The organism is Streptomyces sp. NPDC042102, assembly GCF_055582305.1.
Genome location: NZ_JBVJDL010000001.1, coordinates 112,333 through 135,093, shown reverse-complemented (window position 1 = coordinate 135,093; position 22,761 = coordinate 112,333). Strand labels below are relative to the sequence as shown.

Annotated in this window: 17 protein-coding genes and 1 riboswitch; of the genes, 6 read left to right on the top strand and 11 right to left on the bottom strand. The window is 74.1% G+C overall.

Going from position 1 to position 22,761, the window contains the following annotated elements:
* The first annotated feature begins 67 nt into the window (after window positions 1-67).
* Entirely contained in the window at window positions 68-841 is a 774-nt protein-coding gene (locus tag ACZ6KO_RS00530) for a VOC family protein (RefSeq protein ID WP_469298205.1), read from the top strand.
* Here ACZ6KO_RS00530 and ACZ6KO_RS00525 read toward each other — a convergent pair.
* From ACZ6KO_RS00525 to ACZ6KO_RS00505, 5 genes are all read right to left on the bottom strand, one after another.
* The gene (locus ACZ6KO_RS00525; RefSeq protein ID WP_469298203.1) at window positions 816-1,661 is read right to left on the bottom strand and encodes a hypothetical protein; all 846 of its coding nucleotides are present in this window, start codon (window positions 1,659-1,661) and stop codon (window positions 816-818) included. The two genes, ACZ6KO_RS00530 and ACZ6KO_RS00525, sit on opposite strands and share 26 nt — an antisense overlap.
* 143 nt (window positions 1,662-1,804) lie before the next feature.
* On the bottom strand, window positions 1,805-2,455 hold the full coding sequence (locus tag ACZ6KO_RS00520; protein WP_469298201.1) for a thymidine kinase: 651 nt from the start codon (window positions 2,453-2,455) through the stop codon (window positions 1,805-1,807).
* Window positions 2,456-2,530: 75 nt separating this feature from the next.
* Entirely contained in the window at window positions 2,531-3,736 is a 1,206-nt protein-coding gene (locus tag ACZ6KO_RS00515; RefSeq protein WP_469298199.1) for an alkaline phosphatase family protein, read from the bottom strand.
* The gene (locus ACZ6KO_RS00510; protein WP_401451030.1) at window positions 3,736-4,329 is read right to left on the bottom strand and encodes a DUF5998 family protein; all 594 of its coding nucleotides are present in this window, start codon (window positions 4,327-4,329) and stop codon (window positions 3,736-3,738) included. The genes ACZ6KO_RS00515 and ACZ6KO_RS00510 overlap by 1 nt, the downstream gene beginning before the upstream one ends.
* A 51-nt stretch (window positions 4,330-4,380) precedes the next feature.
* Complete coding sequence (locus ACZ6KO_RS00505; RefSeq protein ID WP_469298196.1) at window positions 4,381-7,347, bottom strand: bifunctional acetate--CoA ligase family protein/GNAT family N-acetyltransferase; 2,967 nt, start codon at window positions 7,345-7,347, stop codon at window positions 4,381-4,383.
* Between the two features lie 185 nt (window positions 7,348-7,532).
* On the opposite strand from ACZ6KO_RS00505, the gene ACZ6KO_RS00500 reads away from it, so the two are divergent.
* Window positions 7,533-7,814, top strand: coding sequence for an HPr family phosphocarrier protein (locus ACZ6KO_RS00500; RefSeq protein ID WP_469298194.1), 282 nt, complete (start codon window positions 7,533-7,535; stop codon window positions 7,812-7,814).
* A 212-nt stretch (window positions 7,815-8,026) separates the two neighbouring features.
* Here ACZ6KO_RS00500 and ACZ6KO_RS00495 read toward each other — a convergent pair whose 3' ends face one another.
* The 4 genes from ACZ6KO_RS00495 to ACZ6KO_RS00480 all read right to left on the bottom strand — a co-directional run bounded on the left by ACZ6KO_RS00495 (window position 8,027) and on the right by ACZ6KO_RS00480 (window position 12,884).
* A complete protein-coding gene (locus ACZ6KO_RS00495) occupies window positions 8,027-8,692 on the bottom strand; it encodes a GntR family transcriptional regulator (RefSeq protein ID WP_469301418.1) in 666 nt (221 codons plus the stop codon).
* Window positions 8,693-8,927: 235 nt separating this feature from the next.
* Entirely contained in the window at window positions 8,928-9,731 is an 804-nt protein-coding gene (locus tag ACZ6KO_RS00490) for a M23 family metallopeptidase (RefSeq protein WP_469298192.1), read from the bottom strand.
* A 13-nt stretch (window positions 9,732-9,744) separates the two neighbouring features.
* A riboswitch (cyclic di-AMP (ydaO/yuaA leader) is annotated at window positions 9,745-9,903 on the bottom strand.
* Between the two features lie 219 nt (window positions 9,904-10,122).
* Window positions 10,123-11,505: a M16 family metallopeptidase gene (locus ACZ6KO_RS00485; RefSeq protein ID WP_469301416.1), complete on the bottom strand. Its 1,383-nt coding sequence runs from the start codon at window positions 11,503-11,505 to the stop codon at window positions 10,123-10,125.
* Between the two features lie 20 nt (window positions 11,506-11,525).
* Complete coding sequence (locus ACZ6KO_RS00480; RefSeq protein ID WP_469298190.1) at window positions 11,526-12,884, bottom strand: M16 family metallopeptidase; 1,359 nt, start codon at window positions 12,882-12,884, stop codon at window positions 11,526-11,528.
* Window positions 12,885-13,082: 198 nt separating this feature from the next.
* Here ACZ6KO_RS00480 and ACZ6KO_RS00475 point away from each other — a divergent pair, with 198 nt between their 5' ends.
* The 3 genes from ACZ6KO_RS00475 to ACZ6KO_RS00465 all read left to right on the top strand — a co-directional run bounded on the left by ACZ6KO_RS00475 (window position 13,083) and on the right by ACZ6KO_RS00465 (window position 18,892).
* The gene (locus ACZ6KO_RS00475; RefSeq protein ID WP_469298188.1) at window positions 13,083-15,539 is read left to right on the top strand and encodes a DNA gyrase/topoisomerase IV subunit A; all 2,457 of its coding nucleotides are present in this window, start codon (window positions 13,083-13,085) and stop codon (window positions 15,537-15,539) included.
* A gap of 113 nt (window positions 15,540-15,652) precedes the next feature.
* Window positions 15,653-17,713: a restriction endonuclease gene (locus ACZ6KO_RS00470; protein WP_469298186.1), complete on the top strand. Its 2,061-nt coding sequence runs from the start codon at window positions 15,653-15,655 to the stop codon at window positions 17,711-17,713.
* 78 nt (window positions 17,714-17,791) lie between these two features.
* Window positions 17,792-18,892 carry a serine hydrolase domain-containing protein gene (locus ACZ6KO_RS00465; RefSeq protein WP_469298184.1) on the top strand — a complete coding sequence of 367 codons (1,101 nt, stop codon included), beginning with the start codon at window positions 17,792-17,794 and terminating at the stop codon, window positions 18,890-18,892.
* On the opposite strand, the gene ACZ6KO_RS00460 is transcribed toward ACZ6KO_RS00465, so the two are convergent.
* Together ACZ6KO_RS00460 and ACZ6KO_RS00455 are read right to left on the bottom strand one after the other, a co-directional pair.
* Window positions 18,889-20,058, bottom strand: coding sequence for a CobW family GTP-binding protein (locus tag ACZ6KO_RS00460; RefSeq protein WP_469298182.1), 1,170 nt, complete (start codon window positions 20,056-20,058; stop codon window positions 18,889-18,891). The genes ACZ6KO_RS00465 and ACZ6KO_RS00460 overlap by 4 nt on opposite strands.
* A gap of 53 nt (window positions 20,059-20,111) precedes the next feature.
* A complete protein-coding gene (locus ACZ6KO_RS00455) occupies window positions 20,112-21,299 on the bottom strand; it encodes a citrate synthase (RefSeq protein WP_469298180.1) in 1,188 nt (395 codons plus the stop codon).
* A 66-nt stretch (window positions 21,300-21,365) separates the two neighbouring features.
* Between ACZ6KO_RS00455 and ACZ6KO_RS00450 the strand changes: the two genes are divergently transcribed.
* The gene (locus ACZ6KO_RS00450) at window positions 21,366-22,658 is read left to right on the top strand and encodes a citrate synthase (protein ID WP_469298179.1); all 1,293 of its coding nucleotides are present in this window, start codon (window positions 21,366-21,368) and stop codon (window positions 22,656-22,658) included.
* Window positions 22,659-22,761 lie beyond the last annotated feature (103 nt).

Below are 22,761 nucleotides of genomic sequence, written 5' to 3'. Positions count from 1 at the left end.
TGCCTCCCGGAGTGGAAGCATCGGGCTGACGAACGCCAGGACCGCCACGACGGAGGAGACGGCAGACATGACCGAGGCAGCGGCGGGAGCGGCGCGACGCGCGCCGGGCACTCCGTGCTGGGTGAGCCTGATGGTGCACGGCCTCGGCACGACCGAGGACTTCTACGCCGATCTCTTCGGGTGGGAGTACGTACCCGGCCCCGAGGCGTTCGGCCCGTACGTCCGGGCACTGCTCGACGGGCGGGAGGTCGCCGGAATCGGCCAGATGCCCCCGGACCGCAATCTTCCGGTGGCCTGGACGACGTATCTGGCCACCGACGACGCCGACGCGACGGCGGAGGCGATCCGCGCCTGCGGCGGCACGGTCGCGGTGGGCCCGCTGGACACGGCCGACGCCGGCCGGCTCGCGATCTGCTCCGACCCCTTCGGTGCCGTCTTCGGGATCTGGCAGGGCGGCACCCACCTCGGCACCCGGCTCAGCGGGGTCCCCGGCACACCGGTGTGGAACGAGCTGGTCACCCAGGAGTCCGGGGTGAGCAAGTTCTACGAGACGGTCTTCGGGCACGAGGCGGCCCTCTCCACGGAGGTCGACTACCTGACCCTGCACGTGTCGGGCGATCCGGTCTGCTCGGTGCGCGGTGTCGGCAAGGCCCTGCCGCACGACCGGGGCGCGCACTGGATGACGTACTTCGCGGTGGCCGACGCCGACGCGGCGGCGGCCCGGGTCGCCGAGCTCGGCGGGCGGGTCGTCGACGCGCCCCACGAGGGCACGCACGGCCGGACGGCGACCGTCGCGGACCCCGAGGGCGCGGTCTTCACGATCGTGGCGCCGAGGAGCTGACGGAGCCGGAGCGGCCCAGCGCCCCGCGCACGGTGACCCCGTAGCCGACGCGCAGCCGCCGCAGCTCCCACGCCGACAGGGCGGTGACGGACAGCGGCGGCCCGAGCAGGAACAGGACGCGTACGGCCAGGGGGGCGTGGACGGGCGCGTCGTCGAAGAGCCGGCCGATGGACATCACCCACACCAGTACGGGCGATATCAGCGGCGGCAGGACCTCGTGGACGTCGGCGGTGCGGAAGGCGTAGTGCACGCACAGCACCGCCGAGGCGAGGGTGAAGGGGATGGAGAACAGCGCGAGGAGCCCGAGCACCGGGGTGATCACCAGGCTCCAGCCCCCGTCGAAGGCGGGCAGGTCCCGCCCGCCGCCCACCAGGAACCAGAACGCCGCCGCGGTGCCGCACAGCGTGCCCAGTGCCGTCAGCGGCCCGCGCAGCCGGCTGCGGTAGAAGGCCCGGCCGGGCGGCCGGGCGGCCATCACGAAGGCGGTGAGCGCGAGCGGGCCGACGACCAGCAACAGCCCGGCGGTGAGGATCACTTCGACCAGCTTGTCCTCGACCACGGCGCCGGCGCCCTCGCGCAGCGGGTAGGAGAGGACGAGCCAGAGCGTGGCGCTCAGGCCGATCACGGTACGGGCGATCTGGGCGCGTTCGATGGCCGGGTCCACGATGCGGTCCGGGCGGGCGGGCCGGTACAGGCGTGCGGCCAGGACGAAGGGCAGGACCAGGAGCGTGCCGCACCCGGCGGCACATCCTCCCCCGCCGCCTCCCCGGCCCGCGCCTCCCCGGCCCGACGTCCCCCGCTGCCCGTACCCGTGACTCACTGCGCCGTTCCCCCCGAGCCGATGATGATCACCGCATCATAGGACGTGCGTCCGACGCCCCGTCAGCGGGTGCCGGGGGCGGGTATCGCGTGCGGGCACGCGCTCAACGCGCGGTCGGCGGGAGCCGGTTCGGGGGACGGGCCTCAGGCGGGGTTGACCGGGAGGACGTCCGGGGAGAGGGTGCTCGCGCGGGCGGCCGCGCTGGTCATGCGGCGGCGGTGGTGGCGGCGGCACAGGACCTCGTAGCCGATCTCCTCCGCCGGCCGGTTCACGTCGCCGACCACGACCTGGGCACCTTCGACCACCATCTCCCCGCCCACCGTGCGGGCGTTGTGCGTGGCGCGGGCACCGCACCAGCACAGGGCCTCGACCTGGAGCTGCTCGATGCGGTCCGCCAGCTCGATCAGGCGCTGCGAGCCGGGGAAGAGCTTGGTGCGGAAGTCGGTGGTGATGCCGAACGCGAAGACGTCCAGGCCGAGGTCGTCCACGATGCGGGCCAGCTGGTCGATCTGCTCCGGGGCGAGGAACTGGGCCTCGTCCACGATCACGTAGTCCGCCTTGCCGCCCCGCGACAGCTCCCCGACCAGGTAGGCGTACAGGTCCATGCCCTCGCCGGCCTCGACCGCCTCCGTCACCAGACCCAGACGCGAGGAGAGCTTGCCCTCGCCGGCCCGGTCGTCCCGCGTGAAGATCACGCCCTGCAGGCCGCGCGCCGAACGGTTGTGCCCGATCTGGAGGGCCAACGTACTCTTCCCGCAATCCATCGTGCCGGAGAAAAACACCAATTCGGACATCGGGAAAGCGTGACCTTTCGGGTCGTGGTCAGGAGGACGGGACGAACGGCGGGGCGGGTGGGGACGGCGGGCGGGTCAGGAGGAGCGGATCTCCAGCAGCGGGACGAGCTGCTCCGCCGGGGTCAACGAGCCGTGCATCCCGGTCAGCCCCGACTCGTTGGGCTCGTTCACGGTCGCGGTGATCGCCACCGTGTCGTGCGCGGCCGCGATCACGTCGCCGATCCGGCCCAGCACCCGCTCGTCGCACTCGCCCGGCGTCCCGAACCAGCCCAGTTCCAGGGCCTCTTCGCGGCTCGCGACCCAGCACCGGTCCCCGAGCACCTCGCGCCACACGGTCAGGACGTCGGCCTCGGCGCCGGGGACGGCGTACACGTGCCGGGCCCGCGGCTCACCGCCGAGGAGGGCGACCCCCGCGCCGAGCTCCCAGTCCTCGTCGAAGTCGATGCGCGCGTCCTCGTCGAAGGGGATGTCGACCATGCCGTGGTCGGCGGTGACGTACAGCGCGGTGCGCGGCGGGAGTTGCTCGGCCAGCCGCTGGACGAGCCGGTCGACGTACATGAGCTGGCCGCGCCAGGCGTCGGAGTCGACACCGTGGCGGTGGCCGGCGCCGTCGAGCTCGCTGTAGTACGTGTAGACCAGCGACCGCTCGCCCGCGGCGAGCTGCAGCGCGGCCAGGTCCATCCGCTCCTCGCCGGTCATCCGGCCGTGGAAGGTGCCGCCGCTGAGCGCGATCTTGGTCAGCGGGGTGGACTGGAAGGCGGGCGCGGACACCTGCGCGGTGTGCACCCCGGCCGCGTCGGCGAGCTGGAAGACGGTCGGGTACGGCTGCCAGACCTGCGGCGAGGTCCAGGGGTGCCAGCGCAGCTGGTTCATCAGCTCGCCGGTGGCGGGGTTGCGGACCGCGTACCCGGGCAGGCCGTGCCGGGCCGGGGTCAGTCCGGTGCCGACGGACGCCAGCGAGGTGGCCGTGGTGGCCGGGAAGCCCGAGGTCAGCGGGCGCCCGGTGGCACCGCGCGAGGTGCCGAGCAGCCCGGTGAGGAACGGGGCCTCGGCCGGGTGGGCCAGCAGCTGCTCCCAGCCCAGCCCGTCCACCAGGAAGACGCAGGCGCGGTCGGCCGGGGTCAGCTCGGAGATCGCCGCACTGAACCCGGGCACGCCGTGGTGCGCGGCGAGCGTGGGCAGCAGGTCGGCCAGCGAGCCGCTGCCGTACTGCGGGACGGGCGCCCCGGCGAGGTCCAGCAGCTCCGGCTCCTGCCAGTCCTGCGCCGCTGAGTACGCCATCAGCGGGCCGAGGAGGTCGCCGCGGTGGCCTCGGAGAGCGCCTGGGCGAAGAGGAGGGTCTGGCGGACCGCCTCCGGGCCGTCGCCGGCCTCGCTGACGCGCAGGCTCAGGTCGTCGGCGGTGGAGTTGCCGGTGTAGCCGTGGTCGGAGTCGCAGTTCGGGTCGCCGCAGGCGGCGGGCTCCAGGTCGATGCGGGAGACCGCGCCCCACCCGATGGTGAGCACGACCTCGCGCGGCAGCGTGCCGGGGGTGTACGACTCGGGGTTGGCGACGACGCGGCTGAGCACCACGGAGGAGATGCCGGCGAGCTTGACCGACTCGGTGGACGTGGTCGCGTACGGCGACGGGGAGCCGGCGTCGGCGGCCTGCTCGTCGGTGTGGCTCACGATGAAGCGGTTGCCGGTCAGGACCAGGACGGTGACGTGCCGGCGCACTTCGTTGGAGTCGAAGGTGGTCTCCTGGTGGACCAGGTACGACGAGATCGGCTCGCCGCCCACCGCGGCCTCCACGGCCTCGGCCACGAGGGCCGGGTAGTAGCCGCTGCGCTCGATCGCTGCGCGCAGCCCCTGGGTCGTCGTACCGGATTTCGCCATGAGGTCCATCCTAAGGCCCGTACGGGGCGCTCCGGCCTCGGCGGGCGACGCTCAGTAGCTGGGGAGCGTGCGCGGACCGAGGTCGGTGCGGGCCGGCGGGTGCGCGATGCGGACCGTGGCGCTCAGCACGGACAGGCCCTCACCGGCGACGACGACCGGTTCGAGGGACACCCCGACGACCTCGGGATGGTCGTCGACCAGCCGGGACAGCCGCAGCAGCAGGTCTTCGAGGGCGGGGGTGTCGACGGGGTCGCTGCCGCGCCAGCCGAACAGGAGCGGGGCGGTGCGGATGGAGCGGATGAGGTCGGCGGCGTCCCGTGCGGTGGCGGGGACGAGCCGGTGGGCGGTGTCGCCGAGCAGCTCGGAGGCGACACCGGCCAGCCCGAAGGAGAGGACGGCACCGACGCCCGGGTCGATGACGGAGCGGACGACGGTGTCCACCCCGCGCGGGACCATCGGCTGGACGACCGGCAGCAGCTCGGCGGGCTTGCCGAGGGCCTCGGTGAGCTCCTCGTAGGACCGCCGCAGCTCCGCCTCGGTGGTCAGGTCCAGGCGTACGCCGCCCAGGTCGGCGCGGTGGCGCAGGTGCGCGGCGGTGGTCTTGAGGGCCACGGGGTAGCCGAGTCGCGCGGCCGCGGCGGCGGCCGCGCCGGGGGTGGGCGCGGGCAGGGTGGGCACGACGGTGATCCCGTACCGGGCCAGGAGGCGGTCGGCCTCGGCGTCGGCGAGGGTGACGGTGTCCTCGGCGGCGACGTGGGCGAGCAGGGCGGCGAGCTGGGCGGCGGTGCCGCTCTCGTCGATGTCCTCGTACTCGGGGACGTGCCCGGCCTCGGCGTTGGCCCGCCGCCACTGCTCGTAGCGCACGGCCCGGGCGAGGGCGCCGACCGCGCGCTCGGGGGCGGGGAAGGTCGGGATGCGCAGCGGGTCGCCGGCGGCGGGCGGCCGCGGGGCCCCTTCCGGTGCGGGACACCCGGCGTCGGCGGGGCCGGTCCGGTCGGCGGCGGTCCGGTCGGCGGGCGCCGGTGAGGACCCGGGCGCGGCTGCGGCGCCCGGCACGTGCCAGGAGCGGTGCCCGGCTCCCCCTCCTCCTGCTTCGGCTCCGGTCCCGGCGCCGGCATCGGGGTCGGCATCGGGCCCGGCCCCCGGTCGGGGCCCGGCCGGGAGGGAGCCGCGGGCGGCGGAGAGGGCGGTCGCGAGCTCGGTCAGCTCGACGTGGACCACCACGACCGGCTTGCCCGGGACCTCCGCCAGCGCCGCGCGCAGCGCGTCCGCGAGGTCGTCGGCGAGCCCCGGCTCCCCCACCGAGGGGATGGCGGTGACCACCACGGCGTCGTTGGCGTCGTCGGCCAGCGCCCCCGCGAGGGCGGCGCGGAAGTCCGCGGGTCCCGCCTCGGTCGTCAGGTCCAGCGGGCGGCGCGGCCGCAGCCCCTCCGACAGGCAGGCGTCGTACGTGAGGACCCCCAGCGACTCGGAGTTGCCGAGGATCGCGACCCGGGGTCCGGCGGGCAGCGGCTGGGACGCCAGCAGCAGGCCCGCGTCGACGAGCTCGGTGACCGTGTCGACGCGGATCACGCCGGCCTGGTTGAGCAGGTCGGAGACGGTCGCGTCGGGCAGCCGGGTGCCGGGGACGGCGTGGCCGGCCGGGGTGACACCGGTGTGGCGGCCGCCCTTGGCGACGACGACGGGCTTGACGGCGGCGGTGCGGCGGGCCAGGCGCGTGAACTTCCGCGGGTTGCCGAGGGTTTCGAGGTAGAGCAGGGCGACGTCCGTGGCCGGGTCGTCGTACCAGTACTGGAGGATGTCGTTGCCGGAGACGTCCGCGCGGTTACCGGCCGAGACGAAGGACGACAGCCCCTCGCCGCGCCGTACCAGCCCGGCGAGAAGGGCTATGCCGATGGCGCCGGACTGGGTGAACAGCCCGATACGGCCCTCGGCCGGCGCGGGGGCCGGGGCGAGGGAGGCGTTGAGGCCGACCCCGGGCGCTGTGTTGATCAGGCCGAAGGCGTTGGGGCCGACGATGCGCATGCCGTACGAGCGGGCCTGGCGGACGAGTTCGCGCTGGCGGGCCTGGCCCTCGGGGCCGCTCTCGCCGTACCCGGCCGAGAGCACGACCAGGCCCTGCACGCCGTGCTCGCCGGCGGCCGCGACCACCTCGGGGACCCGGTCGGCGGGGACGGCGACGACGGCGAGGTCGACGGGGGCGGCGATCTCGGCGAACGTGCGGTAGGCCCGTACGCCCTCCAGCAGGTCGCCCGCCATGCCGGGGGCGCGGGCGGCGTTGAGGGCGTAGAGGTCGCCGCGGAAGCCGCAGTCGCGCAGGTTGCGCAGGGCCGCGGCGCCGACCCCGGACCCGGTGCGGCTGACCCCGACGACCGCGACCGAGCGGGGGGCCAGCAGCCGCTGCACGGAGCGGGCCTCGGCGCGCTGCTCGCGGGCGCGCTGGACGGCGAGGGACTGCGCGGTGGGTTCGAGGTCGAGGGTGAGGTGGACCGCGCCGTCCTCGAAGCTGCGCCGCTGCTCGTAGCCGACGTCCTTGAAGACTTTGATCATCTTGGTGTTGGCGGGGAGCACCTCGGCGGCGAAGCGGCGGATGCCGCGCTCGCGGGCGACCGCGCCGATGTGTTCGAGGAGGGCGGAGGCGACGCCGCGGCCCTGGTGGGCGTCCTGGACGAGGAAGGCGACCTCGGCCTCGTCGGCTGGGGCGGTGGCGGGGCGGCCGTCGGCGCCGATCCGGTCGTAGCGGACGGTGGCGATGAACTCGCCGCCGACGGTGGCGGCGAGGCCGACGCGGTCGACGTAGTCGTGGTGCGTGAAGCGGTGTACGTCGCGGTCGGACAGCCGGGGGTGGGGGGCGAAGAACCGGTAGTACTTGGACTCGTCGGAGACCTGCTCGTAGAAGCTGACCAGGCGGCCCGCGTCCTCGGGCGTGATGGGGCGGATACGGGCGGTGCCGCCGTCGCGCAGCACGACGTCCGCTTCCCAGTGGGCCGGGTACGAGGGGTCCGACGCGGTGGTCATGGGGCACACCCTAAGGCCGGACGGGCCGGATCTGCTCCCGCGCGGCGCGTACGACAAAGAGGAACAAACGGGTGCAAGCTGGGGAAGGCCGAACGGCGGGACGTCCGGGCCGAAGGCCGGTCGGAGCATTCCGGGCGCCGTGAGAGACTGGTCTAGACAACCGCTGAAACCTGAAGGGCATCACCATGGCAGAGCGCCGCGTCAACGTCGGCTGGGCCGAGGGCCTGCACGCTCGTCCCGCCTCGATCTTCGTCCGTGCGGCCACGGCTTCCGGCGTCCCGGTGACCATCGCGAAGGCGGAGGGCAACCCGGTCAACGCCGGTTCCATGCTCGCGGTGCTGGGCCTGGGCGCCCAGGGCGGCGAGGAGATCGTCCTGGCTTCGGACGCCGAGGGCGCGGAGATCGCGCTCGACCGCCTCGCGAAGCTGGTCGCCGAGGGCCTCGAGGAGCTCCCCGAGACCGTCTGACCCTTCGGGTTCGGCCCGTGTACGCGTGCGGCGGAGCCGCGGCGCCCGGAATACCGGTGCCGCGGCTCCGCCGTTTCGCTTTCCCGGCCCGGCCGGCTTCTCCCGGCTTTCTCCGGGCGCGGCAGGAATTCCTGGAATTCGCGCGGGCGTAGCGGCGTATATCGATCCCGGCCGCGGCACCCGCGATATCCGTCCTTTGTATACGGCCTTTGTTAAAGGCGGCCGCTCGCCGTGTTGACGGGATGTTGCGGAGTCCTCACACGCAGCCGGTGGGCCGCGGCCGCCCGGTCCGCGTGCAGGGCGGTCAGCGCCCGCGCCCGCTCGGCGTCGCCACGGGCCACCGCGTCCACGATCGCACCGTGCTCCGCCCAGGACTCCGCGGGCCGCGCGGGCGGCTCCACGGCGTACATCCAGGCGACCTTGTGGCGCAGCTGGGTGAGCAGGGCGATGAGCCCGGGGCTGCCGGAGGCCTGGACGAGCGTCTCGTGGAACCAGCCGCCCAGGGACCGCAGATCCTCCCCCTGGCCGCGCCTGGCCCGCTCCTGGCCGAGCCGGACCAGCCCGCGCAGCACCTTGAGGTGGGCCTCGGTGCGCCGCCGGGCGGCGCGGGAGGCCGCCAGCGGCTCCAGCAGCATCCGGACCTCCAGGAAGTCCGCCGCCTCCTGCTCGGTCGGCTCCGCGACACAGGCGCCGGCGTGCCGCCGGGTGGTGACGAAGCCCTCGGACTGCAGGGTGCGCAGCGCCTCGCGGACCGGGACGCGGGAGACGCCGTACCGGCGGGCGAGCAGGTCCTCGGTGAGTCTGCCGCCGGGCTCGAATACACCGGAGACGATGTCGTCACGGATTGCGGTGCAGACCGCGTGCGCGGGAATACGCAATGCCGGACCTCCGCCCTGAGCCAACGTCATGACTGCGACTCTATGACAATGCGCCGCAGTTTCCGAGCGCGGAAGGAAAATACGGCGCAATAAGCGACGGAAATCGGAAAGGGTGGCGGCGGGCCGGCTTGCGCGACGGGGGTGGCGCGGCGCGCGCGGCGCACGCAACGCGAAGACCCCGGCTCGGGGAGCCGGGGTCTACGAGGAAGCGGTGGGCCGCCGCGCGGCCGCAGGATCAGACGCGGACGCCGTGCGAGCGCAGGTAGGCGACCGGGTCGATGTCCGAGCCGTAGCCGGAGCCGGTGCGGGCCTCGAAGTGCAGGTGCGGGCCACTGGAGTTGCCGGTGGAGCCGGACAGGCCGATCTGCTGGCCCGGGGTGACCTGCTGGCCGGCCGAGACGCTCAGCGAGGACAGGTGGGCGTACTGGGTGTAGGTGCCGTCGTTGTGCTTGATGACGACGTTGTTGCCGTACGCGCCGCCGTAGCCGGCCTCGACGATGACGCCGGCGCCGACCGCGCGGACGGAGGTGCCGGAGGCCGCGTGGAAGTCGATGCCGGTGTGGCTGCCGGAGGACCACATGCCGCCGCCGGCCCCGTAGCTGGTGCTGACGTAGGAGTCGTCCAGCGGCGAGACGAAGGTGTTGAGGCGCTTGCGCTCCTCCTCGCGGGCCGCGCGCTCCTTGGCCTCGCGCTCGGCCTTCGCCTTGGCCTCGGCCAGGCGCTTGGCCTCGGCGGCCTTCTGCTTCGCGTCGGCCTCGGCCTGCGCCTTGGCGGCGGCGACCTCGGCGGCGTGCTGCTGGGAGGCGGCCTGGGTCTCGAGGTCGCCCGCGAGCTCGTCCGCGACGACCACGTTGTTCAGGCCGGTGTCCTGCGGGGCGGAGGAGTTGTTGTCCGCGGCGAAGGCCGGGGCGGCCAGCGTGCCGACGACGCCCGTCGTGGCGAGGGCGGCGATCCCGGCGATGCCTGCGGTCTTGCGGCTCAGACGGCTACCACCACGGTGCTTACCGGTGGCACGGCTGGTGCTGCTGCCAAACGCCATGAAAAGGCTGGTCCTTTCCTTCCTTCTCGCCTACCGGGTTAGCTGACGGGTTCGGAGCAGGAAGGTCTCCTACGGGCCCCCTCTGACGAGGCGGTCCGATTCACCCCAGGGACTGATGTGGGTCCCCGGCTCCCCAGGCTCGCGCCTGACGGGGACTCGGCGATCGCTGCCCGGTGCCGCGGGTGCGGCGGACACAACTGACGGACAGCACGCCCGACGCTAGGCGGATCATCAGCCGATCGCCAAACAGACGAGCGCTTTTGTTGCGTACGCCACATCACATACGAGCAACCTCACCACCAACCGGACATTGAGCGCACAAGGGGCCCCGGCGGACAACCCGCCGGGGCCCCTTGGTGATACGGCGTCAGCCGCCGCGTCGGACACCGCGTCAGTTGGAGACGACGGTGACCTCACCGATGCCGAGCGCGCGCACCGGCTCCTCGATCTGCGAGGCGTCCCCCACCAGGACCGTCACCAGCCGGTCCGCCGGGAAGGCGCTGACCACCGCGGAGGTCGCCTCCACGGTGCCGGTCTCGGCCAGCCGGGCGTACAACTGCGCCTGGTAGTCGTCGGGGAGCTGCTGCTCGACCTGGTCGGCGAGGGTGGCGGCGACCGAGGCGGCCGTCTCGAACTTCAGCGGGGCCACGCCCACCAGGTTCTGCACCGCCACGTCCCGCTCGGCGTCGGTCAGGCCGCCCTCCGCGAGGGTGCGCAGCACCTTCCACAGGTCGTCCAGCGCCGGGCCGGTGTTGGGGGTGTCCACGGAGCCGCTGATGGCCAGCATGGACGCGCCCGTGGCGCCGCCGGGCGAGGACGGCGCGGTGGAGCGCAGCACCTGGCCGAAGGAGCGCACGCCGTAGGTGTAGCCCTTCTCCTCGCGCAGCACCTTGTCCAGGCGGGAGGTGAGCGTGCCGCCCAGGCAGTACGTGCCGAGCAGCTGGGCCGCCCAGACGCGGTCGTGCCGGTCCGGCCCGATCCGGCCGATCAGCAGCTGCGTCTGGACCGCGCCGGGGCGGTCCACGATGACCACGCGGCCGGTGTCGTCGGCGGAGATCTGCGGGACCGGGCGGGCGGCGGCGGTGCCGCCGGTCCAGCCGCCCAGGGTGTCCGCGAGGACGGCGTCCAGGTCGGTGCCGGCGTAGTCGCCGACGATGACGGCGGTGGCCGTGGCGGGGCGGACGTGGGCCTCGTAGAAGGCGCGGACGGCCGCGGCGTCGATCCGGGCGACCGTCTCCTCGGTGCCCTGGCGCGGACGGGACATCCGCAGGGAGGCCGGGAAGAGCTCCTTGGAGAGCTGCTTGGCGGCGCGGCGCTGCGGGTTGGCCAGCTCGTGCGGGATCTCGTCGAGGCGGTTGCGCACCAGGCGGTCCACCTCGCTGTCGGCGAAGGCGGGCGCGCGCAGCGCCTCGGCGAGCAGGCCGAGCGCCTTGGGCAGCCGGGAGGCCGGGACCTCCAGGGAGACCCGGACGCCCGGGTGGTCGGCGTGCGCGTCGAGGGTGGCGCCGCAGCGCTCCAGCTCTGCGGCGAACTCCTCGGCGGAGTGCTTGTCGGTGCCCTCGGACAGCGCGCGGGCCATGATCGTGGCCACGCCGTCCAGGCCCTCGGGCTCGGCGTCCAGCGGGGCGTCGAGCATGATCTCGACGGCCACCACCTGCTGGCCGGGCCGGTGGCAGCGCAGCACGGTCAGGCCGTTGTCCAGCGCGCCGCGCTCGGGCGCGGGGAAGGCCCACGGCCTGGCCTCGCCTGCGGCGGGCTGCGGGTGGAAGGTCATCGTCACTGCGGGCTCGGCGGTCACTGCTGCGCCCCCTCGTTCTCGTCGTTCTCGTCGGCCGCGGCGTCCTCGGCGTCTTCGGCCGCCAGCGGCTCGTACACCAGCACCGCGCGGTTGTCGGGGCGCAGCCGGGCGGCGGCCACGGCCTGCACCTCCTCGGCGGTGATGTCCAGGACCCGCTGGACGGCGGTCAGCGCCAGCTGCGGGTCACCGAACAGCACCGCGAACCGGCACAGTTCGTCGGCGCGGCCGGCCACCGTGCTCAGCCGGTCCAGCCACTCGCGCTCCAGCTGCGCCTGGGCGCGCTCCATCTCCTCGGCCGTCGGGCCCTCGGCGGCGAACCGCGCGAGCTCCTCGTCCACGGCCGCCTCGATGGCGGGCACCTCGATGCCGCCCGAGGTCTTCACGTCCAGCCAGCCCAGGGAGGGCGCGCCGGCCAGCCGCAGCATGCCGAAGCCCGCCGCGACGGCGCTCTGGTCGCGGCGGACCAGCCGGTTGTGCAGGCGGGAGGACTCGCCGCCGCCCAGGATGGTCAGCGCCACGTCCGCGGCGTCGCACTCGCGGGTGCCGTCGTGCGGCAGCCGGTAGGCGGCCATCAGCGCGCGGGCCGGGACCTCTTCGACGATCTCGTGGCGCAGCTGCTCGCCGATGATGTCGGGGAGCGTCCCGTCGCGCGGCGGCTGCTTGCCGTCGTGGGAGGGGATGGTGCCGAAGTACTTCTCGATCCAGGCGAGCGTCCGCTCGGGGTCGATGTCGCCGACGACCGACAGCACCGCGTTGTTCGGCGCGTAGTACGTACGGAAGAAGGCGCGCGCGTCCTCCAGGGAGGCGGCGTCCAGGTCGGCCATCGAGCCGATCGGCGTGTGGTGGTACGGGTGGCCCTCGGGGTAGGCCAGGGCCGTCAGGCGCTCGAAGGCCGTGCCGTAGGGCACGTTGTCGTAGCGCTGGCGGCGCTCGTTCTTGACGACGTCGCGCTGGTTCTCCATGGACTCGTCGTCCAGGGCGGCCAGCAGCGAGCCCATCCGGTCCGCCTCCAGCCACAGCGCGAGCTCCAGCTGGTGGGCGGGCATCGTCTCGAAGTAGTTGGTGCGCTCGAAGCTGGTGGTGCCGTTGAGGGAGCCGCCGGCGCCCTGGACCAGCTCGAAGTGACCGTTGCCCGGTACGCTCGCCGAGCCCTGGAACATCAGGTGCTCGAAGAGGTGAGCCAGACCCGTGCGTCCCTTGACTTCGTGGCGCGAGCCGACGTCGTACCAGAGGCAGACCGCCGCGACCGGGGTCAGGTGGTCCTCGGAGAGCACCACGCGCAGGCCGTTGGCCAGCCGGTGCTCGGTCGCTGTCAGGCCGCCGGAGCCGGCCTGAGCTGTGGCCGTGTGACCCATGGGCATGTGGTCCCTTCGATCGATCGCGATGCAGAGATTTCTGTCAGACCTGTCACTGTATGCAAGCGCGTCGCCCGCCGGAGAAGTTCCCGGGTCACTCCCCCGGGGCCTGTCCCGGGTCGGGGTCGGCGCTGTCAGTGCCTCGGGCCACAATGGTCCGCGTCAGACCCCCATCTTGGTTTAAGGAGCCGCGCAGCGATGGCCCGCCGCAGCACGAAGACCCCGCCGCCGGAGGATTTCGAGGAGAAGATCCTCGACATCGACGTCGTCGACGAAATGCAGGGCTCCTTCCTCGAGTACGCGTACTCGGTGATCTACTCCCGTGCCCTGCCGGACGCCCGGGACGGCATGAAGCCGGTGCACCGCCGGATCGTGTACCAGATGAACGAGATGGGGCTGCGCCCCGACCGCGGGTACGTGAAGTGCGCGCGCGTCGTCGGCGAGGTCATGGGCAAGCTGCACCCGCACGGTGACGCGTCGATCTACGACGCGCTCGTGCGCATGGCCCAGCCCTTCTCGATGCGCCTGCCGCTGGTCGACGGCCACGGCAACTTCGGCTCGCTCGGCAACGACGACCCGCCGGCCGCCATGCGCTACACCGAGTGCCGGATGGCGGACGCCACCTCGCTGATGACGGAGTCGATCGACGAGGACACCGTCGACTTCACCCCGAACTACGACGGCCAGGAGCGCGAGCCGGTCGCGCTGCCGGCGGCGTATCCGAACCTGCTGGTCAACGGCGCGTCCGGGATCGCGGTCGGCATGGCCACCAACATGCCCCCGCACAACCTGGGCGAGGTCATCGCGGCCGCCCGGCACCTGATCCGGCACCCGAACGCGGACCTGGAGGCGCTGATGCGCTTCGTCCCGGGTCCGGACCTGCCGACCGGCGGCCGCGTCGTGGGCCTGTCGGGGATCAAGGACGCGTACGAATCCGGCCGCGGCACCTTCAAGATCCGCGCGACGGCGACGGTGGAGGACGTCACGGCGCGCCGCAAGGGCCTGGTCGTCACCGAGCTGCCCTTCACGGTGGGCCCCGAGAAGGTCATCGCGAAGATCAAGGACCTGGTCGGCTCGAAGAAGCTCCAGGGCATCGCCGACGTCAAGGACCTCACCGACCGCTCGCACGGCCTGCGCCTGGTCATCGAGATCAAGAACGGCTTCCACCCGGAGGCCGTGCTGGAGCAGCTGTACAAGCTGACGCCGATGGAGGAGTCCTTCGGCATCAACAACGTGGCGCTGGTCGACGGCCAGCCGCTGACGCTGGGCCTGAAGGAGCTGCTGGAGGTCTACCTCGACCACCGCTTCGAGGTCGTCCGGCGGCGCAGCGAGTTCCGCCGCGGCAAGCGCCGGGACCGGCTGCACCTGGTCGAGGGCCTGCTGGTGGCGCTCGTCGACATCGACGAGGTCATCCGTCTGATCCGCTCCAGCGACAACTCGGCGCAGGCCAAGGAGCGCCTGATCGAGCGCTTCTCGCTGAGCGAGATCCAGACCCAGTACATCCTGGACACCCCGCTGCGCCGGCTCACGAAGTTCGACCGGATCGAGCTGGAGTCCGAGCGCGACCGCCTGACCGGCGAGATCGACGAGCTGACGGGCATCCTGGAGTCGGACAACGAGCTGCGCAAGCTGGTCAGCTCCGAACTGGCGGCGGTGGCGAAGAAGTTCGGCACGGAGCGGCGTACGGTGCTGCTGGAGTCGGCGGGCGCGAGCCTGGCCGCCGTCCCGCTGGAGGTCGCCGACGACCCGTGCCGGGTGCTGCTGTCCTCGACCGGCCTGCTGGCGCGTACGGTGACGGCCGAGCCGCTGCCCGCGGGCGACGGGCGGCGCGCCAAGCACGACGTGATCGTCTCGCAGGTCGCCGCGACCGCGCGGGCGGACGTCGGCGTGGTCACCTCGGCCGGCCGGCTGCTGCGCCTGTCGGTGATCGACCTGCCGCAGCTGCCGGACACGCACGCCGCGCCGAACCTGGCGGGCGGCGCCCCGATCACCGAGTTCCTCTCGGCCCTGGAGCCGGACGAGAAGGTGATCTGCCTGACCTCGCTGGACGAGGCGACCTCGCAGGGCCTCGCGCTGGGCACCGAGCAGGGCGTGGTCAAGCGGGTCGTGCCGGACTACCCGGCCAACAAGGAGGAGCTGGAGGTCATCACCCTCAAGGAGGGCGACCGGATCGTCGGCGCGGTCGAGCTGCGCACGGGCGAGGAGGACCTGGTCTTCCTCACGGACGACGCCCAGCTGCTGCGCTACCCGGCGGGCCAGGTCCGTCCGCAGGGCCGCCCGGCAGGCGGTATGGCGGGCATCAAGCTCTCCGAGGGCGCCAAGGTGATCCACTTCTCGGCCGTCGACCCGGCCGCGGAGGCGTACGTCTTCAGCGTCGCCGGCTCGCACGGCACCCTGGACGACTCGGTGGCCACCGCCAAGCTCACCCCGTTCGACCAGTACCCGCGCAAGGGCCGCGCCACCGGTGGGGTGCGCTGCCAGCGCTTCCTCAAGGGCGAGGACCTGCTCACCTTCGCGTGGGCCGGCGCCGCGCCCGCCCGCGCGGCCACGGCGAACGGCACCCCGGTGGAGCTGCCGGAGCCGGACCCGCGCCGCGACGGCTCGGGCACGGCCCTGCCGACGGTGGTCGCGGTGATCGCGGGCGCCCCGCTGTAGGCGGTCGCACGACGCGGAGAAAGGCGTTCAGGTGGTACGCCCATTGGGGGACGTACCACCTGAATGCCTACTAGTGTTTTCCCCGTGGACGCGGTGGGGGGAGAACACAGCTGATGAGCCGTCGAGCGGGCAGCGGACTGATCGGGAACTGGGCTGAGGCGCAGCGCCGTCAGCAGCAGACGCAGCTGATCCAGCAGCGGGAGGCCGACCGCCGGCAGCGGGCCTACGAACGGGAGGCGAACCGCAGCCACCGGCAGAACCGCGAGGCCGAGGCCCAGCGCCGCACCGCGCAGCTCGACGCCGAGGTCGCCGCCCTCAAGGGCCTGCTGGTCGCGGGCTGCCGCGCCCCGGCGTTCCGGATATCCGCCCTGGCCCGGCCCGAGCGGCTGGAACCCTTCAGCCCCGGCGCGCTCGCCCACCCCGTACCCATGCCCCGTATCGAGGAGTTCCAGCAGAGCAGCGGCTGGACCCTCGGCTCGCAGCACCGGGCGCAGGCGGAGCGCGAGGCGCACGCCCGCTACACGCAGGCGTGGCAGGCCGCGAGCGCGGCGGAGGCGCAGCGCCAGCGGCAACTGGCCGATTACCGGCAGCAGTACGACCGGTGGGCGGCGGAGCAGCTCGCCGGGGTACGGGAGCACAACAGCGGACTCGCCGAGCTGGCGACGGCGCTGCGCGCCGGGGACGCGGAGGCGGCGGTGGAGTACTTCTCGGCCGCCCTGTACGCCTCCACGGCCTGGCCCGAGACGCTGCCGCGCCAGGTGAGCGCGGCGTACGACCCGGCCGCGCGCCAGCTGGTGCTGGACTGGGAGCTCCCCGGGTACGCGGTGGTCCCGGAGGCCAGGGCGGTGCAGTACCTGCCGAGCACGGACCAGGACAAGGTGAAGCCGCGCCCGGTGACGGAGCGCCGTTCGCTGTACCGGGACCTGCTGGCGCAGGTGATGCTGCTGGTGGTGCGCGAGCTGTTCGCGGCGGACGAGTTCGGGGTCCTGGACTCGGTCGTGGTCAACGGTTTCGTGGACTGCCACGATCCGGTGACCGGGCAGGAGGCGCGGTCCGTGCTGGCCACGGTGCCGGCGGCGCGCGGCGCCTTCGCGGGGATGCGGCTGGAGCAGGTCAGCGCGGTGGACTGCCTGGTCGAGGGGTTGCGCGGGCAGCTGTCCGCACGGCCCGACCAGCTGACGCCGGTACGTCCCGGGCGGCGGCCCGACGAGGTCGGCGGCGGGGTCGTCCGCCACGGCGGGCACGCGGACGGCGCGGAGGACGAGCCGGACCTGTTCGCCATGGACCCGATCGACTTCGAGCACCTGGTCGCGGATCTCTTCCGGGCGATGGGCATGGAGGCGGTGACCACGCAGCGGTCGGGCGACGGCGGCGTCGACATCGAGGCCCGGGACCCGGCCCCGCTGCGGGGCGGGCGGATCGTGGTGCAGGTCAAGCGCTACCGCAGCCGGCTCAACCCCGACGTGGTCCGCGAGCTGTACGGCACGGTCCAGGCCACGGGGGCGAACAAGGGCGTGCTGGTCACCACCGCCTCCTTCGGCCAGGGGTCCTACGACTTCGCCGAGGGCAAGCCGCTGGAGCTGGTCTCCGGCGTCCAGCTCGTGGAACTGCTGCACCAGTACGGGCTGCGCGGCCGCCTGGGAGGCGGCGCTGCGGCGCCTCGGACCCCCGGTGCCGCCGCCCCGCCCGCGGACCACAACGTGCTCGGCATGTCCTGGTCGGGCCGGGTCGCGCTGGACGTGTGCGCGCTGGTCTGCACGGGCAACCGGGTGCTGAGCGAGGACCACTTCGTCTTCTACAACAACCCCCGCACCCCGGACGGTTCGGTGCGCGCCCGGGCGCACGCGGCGCCCGACCGGGCCGCGCTGGAGGTCGCCTTCGAGGCGCTGCCGCCGGAGGCGGACCGCCTCGTCCTGGTGGCCGCCGTCGACCCGGAGGCCGATCCGCGCGCCGATCTGGCCGGGTTCACCGACGCCCGGATCCGGCTCCTGGACGCGGCCGGAGCGCCGGCGGGCGAGCTGGAGGTCTCCGACGGCCGGGCCGGTGAGACGGCGCTGGTGCTCGGCTCGTTCCGGCGGCGGGCCAACGGCGACTGGGACTTCGTGATCGGCGGCAAGGGCTACCGGGGCGGACTGGCGGACCTGCTGGGCGACTTCGGCGTCGACGTGGCGTAGGTCCTGCCGGGGGTCCGCCCCCGGTGTCGCGGAGCCGTCCTGCCCGGTGGACGCCGGCGGCGGTGCCATGATGCGGGGATGGGTCGCCAGGTGAGTGCGCGGTTGCCGGAGCGGGTCGCCGCCGTCCTCGGCCGGCTCGCGGCCCCGGGCGGGGAGGACGGCTTCCAGGTGGCGGCCTACGTGGACGGCGAACGGGTCGTCGACGCCCACGCGGGGCTGCCGGGTCCGGACACCCTGGTGCACAGCTTCTCCACCGGCAAGGGGTTCACGGCGACCCTGGTCCATGTGCTCGCCGAGCGCGGCCTGATCGACTACGACACCCCGATCGCGCACTACTGGCCCGAGTTCGGCGCCCGTGGCAAGGAGCGGGCCACCGTACGCCACGCCCTGACGCACGCGGTCGGCGTACCGCAGGTGCCGGCCGGCCTGACCCGCGCCGAGCTGTGCGACTGGGACACCATGTGCGCGGTCGTCGCCGGCCAGGAGCCGCTGTGGGAGCCGGGCACGGCCAGCGGCTACCACGGCTGGACCTTCGGCTGGATCCTGGGCGAGACCGTGCGCCGGGTCACCGGCCTGACACCGGGCCAGGCCCTGCGCCGGTACGTGGCCGAACCGCTCGGCGTGGCCGACGAGATGTTCTTCGGCCTGCCCGAGGAGGCGCTGGCCCGCGGCGTGCCGCTGGTGGAGGGCAACTGGGCGGCGTACCTGGCGGCCCTGCCGCCCTCGGTGCCCTTCCGCCGGCTGGTCGTGCCCAACCCGGACGTGTGGACCACCGCCGAGCTCGCCAACCAACGGGCCTATCTGCTGGCCGACCTGCCGGCCTGCGGCACCACGACGGCGCGGGCCGCGGCGCGCATGTACGCCGCGCTGCTCGGCGAGGTCGAGGGGGTGCGGCTGCTCTCCCCGGAGCGGGTGGCACTGGCGGCCGGGGTGGCCGTCGAGGGCAAGGACCGGATGCTGCTGGCCCGGCACGCCAAGGGGCTCGGGTACTTCCTCGCGCTGCCGGCCATGGCGGGTGAGCGGTCCGCGTTCGGCCATCACGGCAGCGGCGGGAGCATCGCGTTCGCCGACCGCGGGCGCGGGCTGGCGTTCGCCCTGACCCGGACGCGGCTGGTCGGCGGCGCGGCGGACACGGCGGCGCGGCTGCTGGCCGACGAGGTCCGGGCCGGGATCGGCTAGACCAGGTCGGGCTCCGGGTCCGGGTCCGCGGCCAGGTGGGCGGCCGGGTCCGCGGCCGGGTCCGGTTCGTGCCGGCCGACGTAGCGCAGGACGCCCCACATGGTGGCGGGGTCGGCGGTCTCGGGGCGGGGTTCGCGGCAGGCGGCCAGCTCGTCGAGGAGCGCGGCGCCGTCGGTACCGGCGCCGATGAGGACGAGCTGGGTGCGGCGGGGTTCGTCGCGGCCCCAGGGCTGCGGGGCGAAGCGGAGGAACCGGCCCACGGCGTGGACCTCGTACTTCTCCTCGTGGCCGGGCACGCCGAAGTACACGTATCCCTTGATCCGGTAGAGGCCGGGCGGCCGGCGGTCGAGGAAGTCGATGAAGGGGCGCGGGCCGAGGGCCTGGTCGGAGACGAATGCGGTGCTCTCGTACAGCGTGTGCGCGTGCCCGGCGTGGCACCCGTGGTCGCCGTGCTCCCCGTGCCCGCCATGGCACCCGTGGTCCCCGTGCCCGCCATGGCCCTCGTGGTCGTCCGCCTCCGCGAGCAGGTCCTCGAAGGAGAGCTGGCCGCGGGTCCCGGTCCACTCCCGGCGGTCGAAGAGGAGTTCCGGGTCGATCCGGCCGTGGTCGGCCGGGACCACCGGAATGCCCGGGCACAGGTCCGCCAGGACGCCCTCGATCCGCGCGACCTCGCCCGCCCCGACCCGGTCGGTCTTGTTGAGGACGACCAGGTCGGCGACGGCGAGGTGACGGTCGGTCTCGGGGTGCCGCTCCCGCGTGGCGTCGAACTCGGCGGCGTCGACCACCTCGACCATGCCGCCGTAACGGACGGCGGTGTTCTCGGTGGCCATCAGCATCCGGACCAGCTCCTGCGGCTCGGCCAGTCCGCTCGCCTCGATGACGATCACGTCGATCCGGTGGGCGGGACGGGAGAGCTTCTCCAGGTAGACGTCGAGCTCACTGCCGTCGACGGCGCAGCACAGGCAGCCGCCGCCGAGCGAGACCATCGAGTCGCCGACCTGCCCGGCGACCTTCATCGCGTCGATCTCGATCGAGCCGAAGTCGTTGACCACCACCCCGATCCGGGTGCCCCGGCTGCTCCTGAGCAGGTGGTTGAGGAGGGTGGTCTTCCCGGATCCGAGGAATCCGGCGAGGACGACGACGGGGATGGGCTGCCTGCTGTTCACCCGCCCGATCGTAACCAGCGCGGCGTCACGCCGGCGGCCTCATGCCGTCGGTCTCATGCCGTCAGTGGGACCGGCTGCGGCGCGGTGGGGCCGACGTACCGGGCGGCCGGGCGGATGATCTTCGAGTCGGCGGCCTGCTCCAGGACGTTCGCGCTCCAGCCGACCACGCGCGCCGCGCAGAAGGTGGGGGTGAACATCTCGCGCGGCAGTCCGCACAGCTCCATGACCACGCCGGCGTAGAACTCGACGTTGGTGTGCAGCGCGCGACCCGGCTTGAGCTCGGCGAGGATCGCCTCGACGCGGGCCTCGACCTCGACGGCGAAGTCCACCAGGGGGCCGCCGAACTGCTGGGCGATCTCCCGCAGCATCCGCGACCGGGGGTCCTCGGTGCGGTAGACGGGGTGCCCGAAGCCCATGATCCGGTCCCCTGCCAGCACCCGCTCGCGGATCCACGGGTCGATCCGGTCGACGGTCCCGATGGCGTCGAGGGTGTCCAGGGCCCGGCTGGGCGCCCCGCCGTGCAGCGGCCCGGAGAGCGCGCCGATGGCGCCGGTCAGGCAGGCCGCGACGTCGGCGCCGGTGGAGGCGATGACGCGGGCGGTGAAGGTGGAGGCGTTGAAGCCGTGGTCGATCGTCGAGATCAGGTAGCGCTCGACGGCCCGGGCCCGGACCGGGTCGGGCTCCTCGCCGGTGAGCATGTACAGGTAGTTGGCGGCGTACGGGAGGTCGTCGCGCGGCTCCACGGGCGTGAGCTCCTGGCCGAGCCGGTGCAGGGCGGTGAGCAGGGTCGGTACGGCGGCACAGGCGGCCAGCGCGTCGGCGGCCCGGCGCGCGGGGTCGAGGTCGTAGACGGGCCGGAAGCCGGCGCAGGCGCCCAGCAGCGAGAGCCCGGTGCGCAGCCCCGCGAGGGGGCCGGAGAGCGCGGTGGCCCGCGCGAGCCCGGGGAGCGCGTCGCGGACCTCGGCGGGCAGCCGGCGCAGGGGGGCCAGTTCGGCGGTGAAAGCGGCGCGCTCGGCGGGGCCGGGCAGCGTGCCGCGGAACATCAGGTGCCAGACGTCCTCGAAGGAGCGGCTGCCGGCGAGCTCGACGGCCGAGTACTGGCGGTAGTGGTAGAAGCCCTCGCGGCCTCGGACGTCACCGAGCTCGGTGTCGGTGACCACGACACCCGCGAGGCCGCGCGGTACGTCGACGGGGGTGGCGGGGGTGGTGACGGTGGCTGCGTTCATATGTCGACCATCCATGCTTGACTCGATCGTTGTCAATATTGATCCAATCAACATGTACGGATGTCTGTATAGGGTGGCTCCATGGACAACCGGCTCACGACCCGCGAGGCGGCCGAACTCCTCGGCGTCAAGCCCGCGACGGTCTACGCGTACGTCAGCCGCGGCCAGCTCAGCAGCCGCCGCGATCCGGTGGGCCGGGGCAGCACCTTCGACGCCGCCGAGGTGGAGGCGCTGGCCCGGCGCAACCGCCGGGAGGCGGCGGCCCCGGCCGCCGGGGAGCTCTCCGTACGCACCGGGCTCACGCTGATCGAGCCGGACCGCTACTGGTTCCGGGGCGTGGACGCCGTCGCGCTGGCGCAGCGGTACGCCTACGAGGAGGTCGCCGAGTGGCTCTGGACCGGACGGCTGCCGCACGGGGCGCGGCTGACGGCCCCGCCGCACCTGCTGGCGGCGGCCCGCCGCGCGGTGGCCGCGCTGCCGGAGCACAGCGGTCCGATCGACCGGCTGCGCGTGGCCACGGCGGCGGCGGCCGCGGCCGACCCGCTCCGGTTCGACCTGGCGCCGGAGGCGGTGCTGGGCACGGCCCGGTGTCTGATCCCGACGCTGGTCGGAGCCCTGCCGCCGCCGGGAGCACCGGACGGCGGCGCGGGAGGGCCTGGGGACGGGGCCGGTGTGCCGGACGGCGGCGCGGGGGCGCCGGGAGACGGGGCCGGTGTGCCGGACCGGCTGGCCCGGCAGTTGTGGGCGCGGCTGACCGCGCGGCCCGCCGAGCCCGCCGCGGTGGAGATCCTCGATCTCGCGCTGGCCCTGCTGGCCGACCACGACCTGGCCGCCTCCACCCTGGCGGTGCGCGTCGCGGCCTCGGCCCACGCCCATCCGTACGCCTGCGTCTCGGCGGGTCTCGGCGTGCTGGAGGGGCCGCTGCACGGCGCGGCCGGGGCGCTGGCCCACCGGATGCTCGCCGAGGTGCTGGAGCGGGGCGGGGCCGCGCCCGTGGTGGCGGACCTGCTGCGCGCGGGGCGCCGGGTACCGGGGCTCGGACACCGGCTCTACGAGGGCGAGGACCCGCGCGCCGCGGCCCTGTTCGCCCGGCTGGCGCAGCTGCCGCAGGCCGCGGCGGCGCTGGCGGCCGCCCGGGACGTGGTCGCGGTCACCGCCCGGCACGACGGCCGGCTGCACGCGAACGTGGACCTGGCGATGGCCGTGCTGACAGTGTCCTGCGGGATGGCCGCCGAGGCCGGCGAGACCGTGTTCGCGGTGTCCCGGACGGCCGGCTGGATCGCCCACGCCCTGGAGGAGTACGGCGAGCGCCCGCTGCGCATGCGCCCGAGCGGCCAGTACACCGGCCCCCGGCCGCCGCAGCCGATGCCGTGAGCGACGGCCGCCGCCGCGCCCTGGGCCACCGCAGCCGCGCCGTGGGCCACCGCCGCCCCGGCCGGAGCCGGGCGCGCCGGCCGTAGCCGGTGGCTTTCGCGCG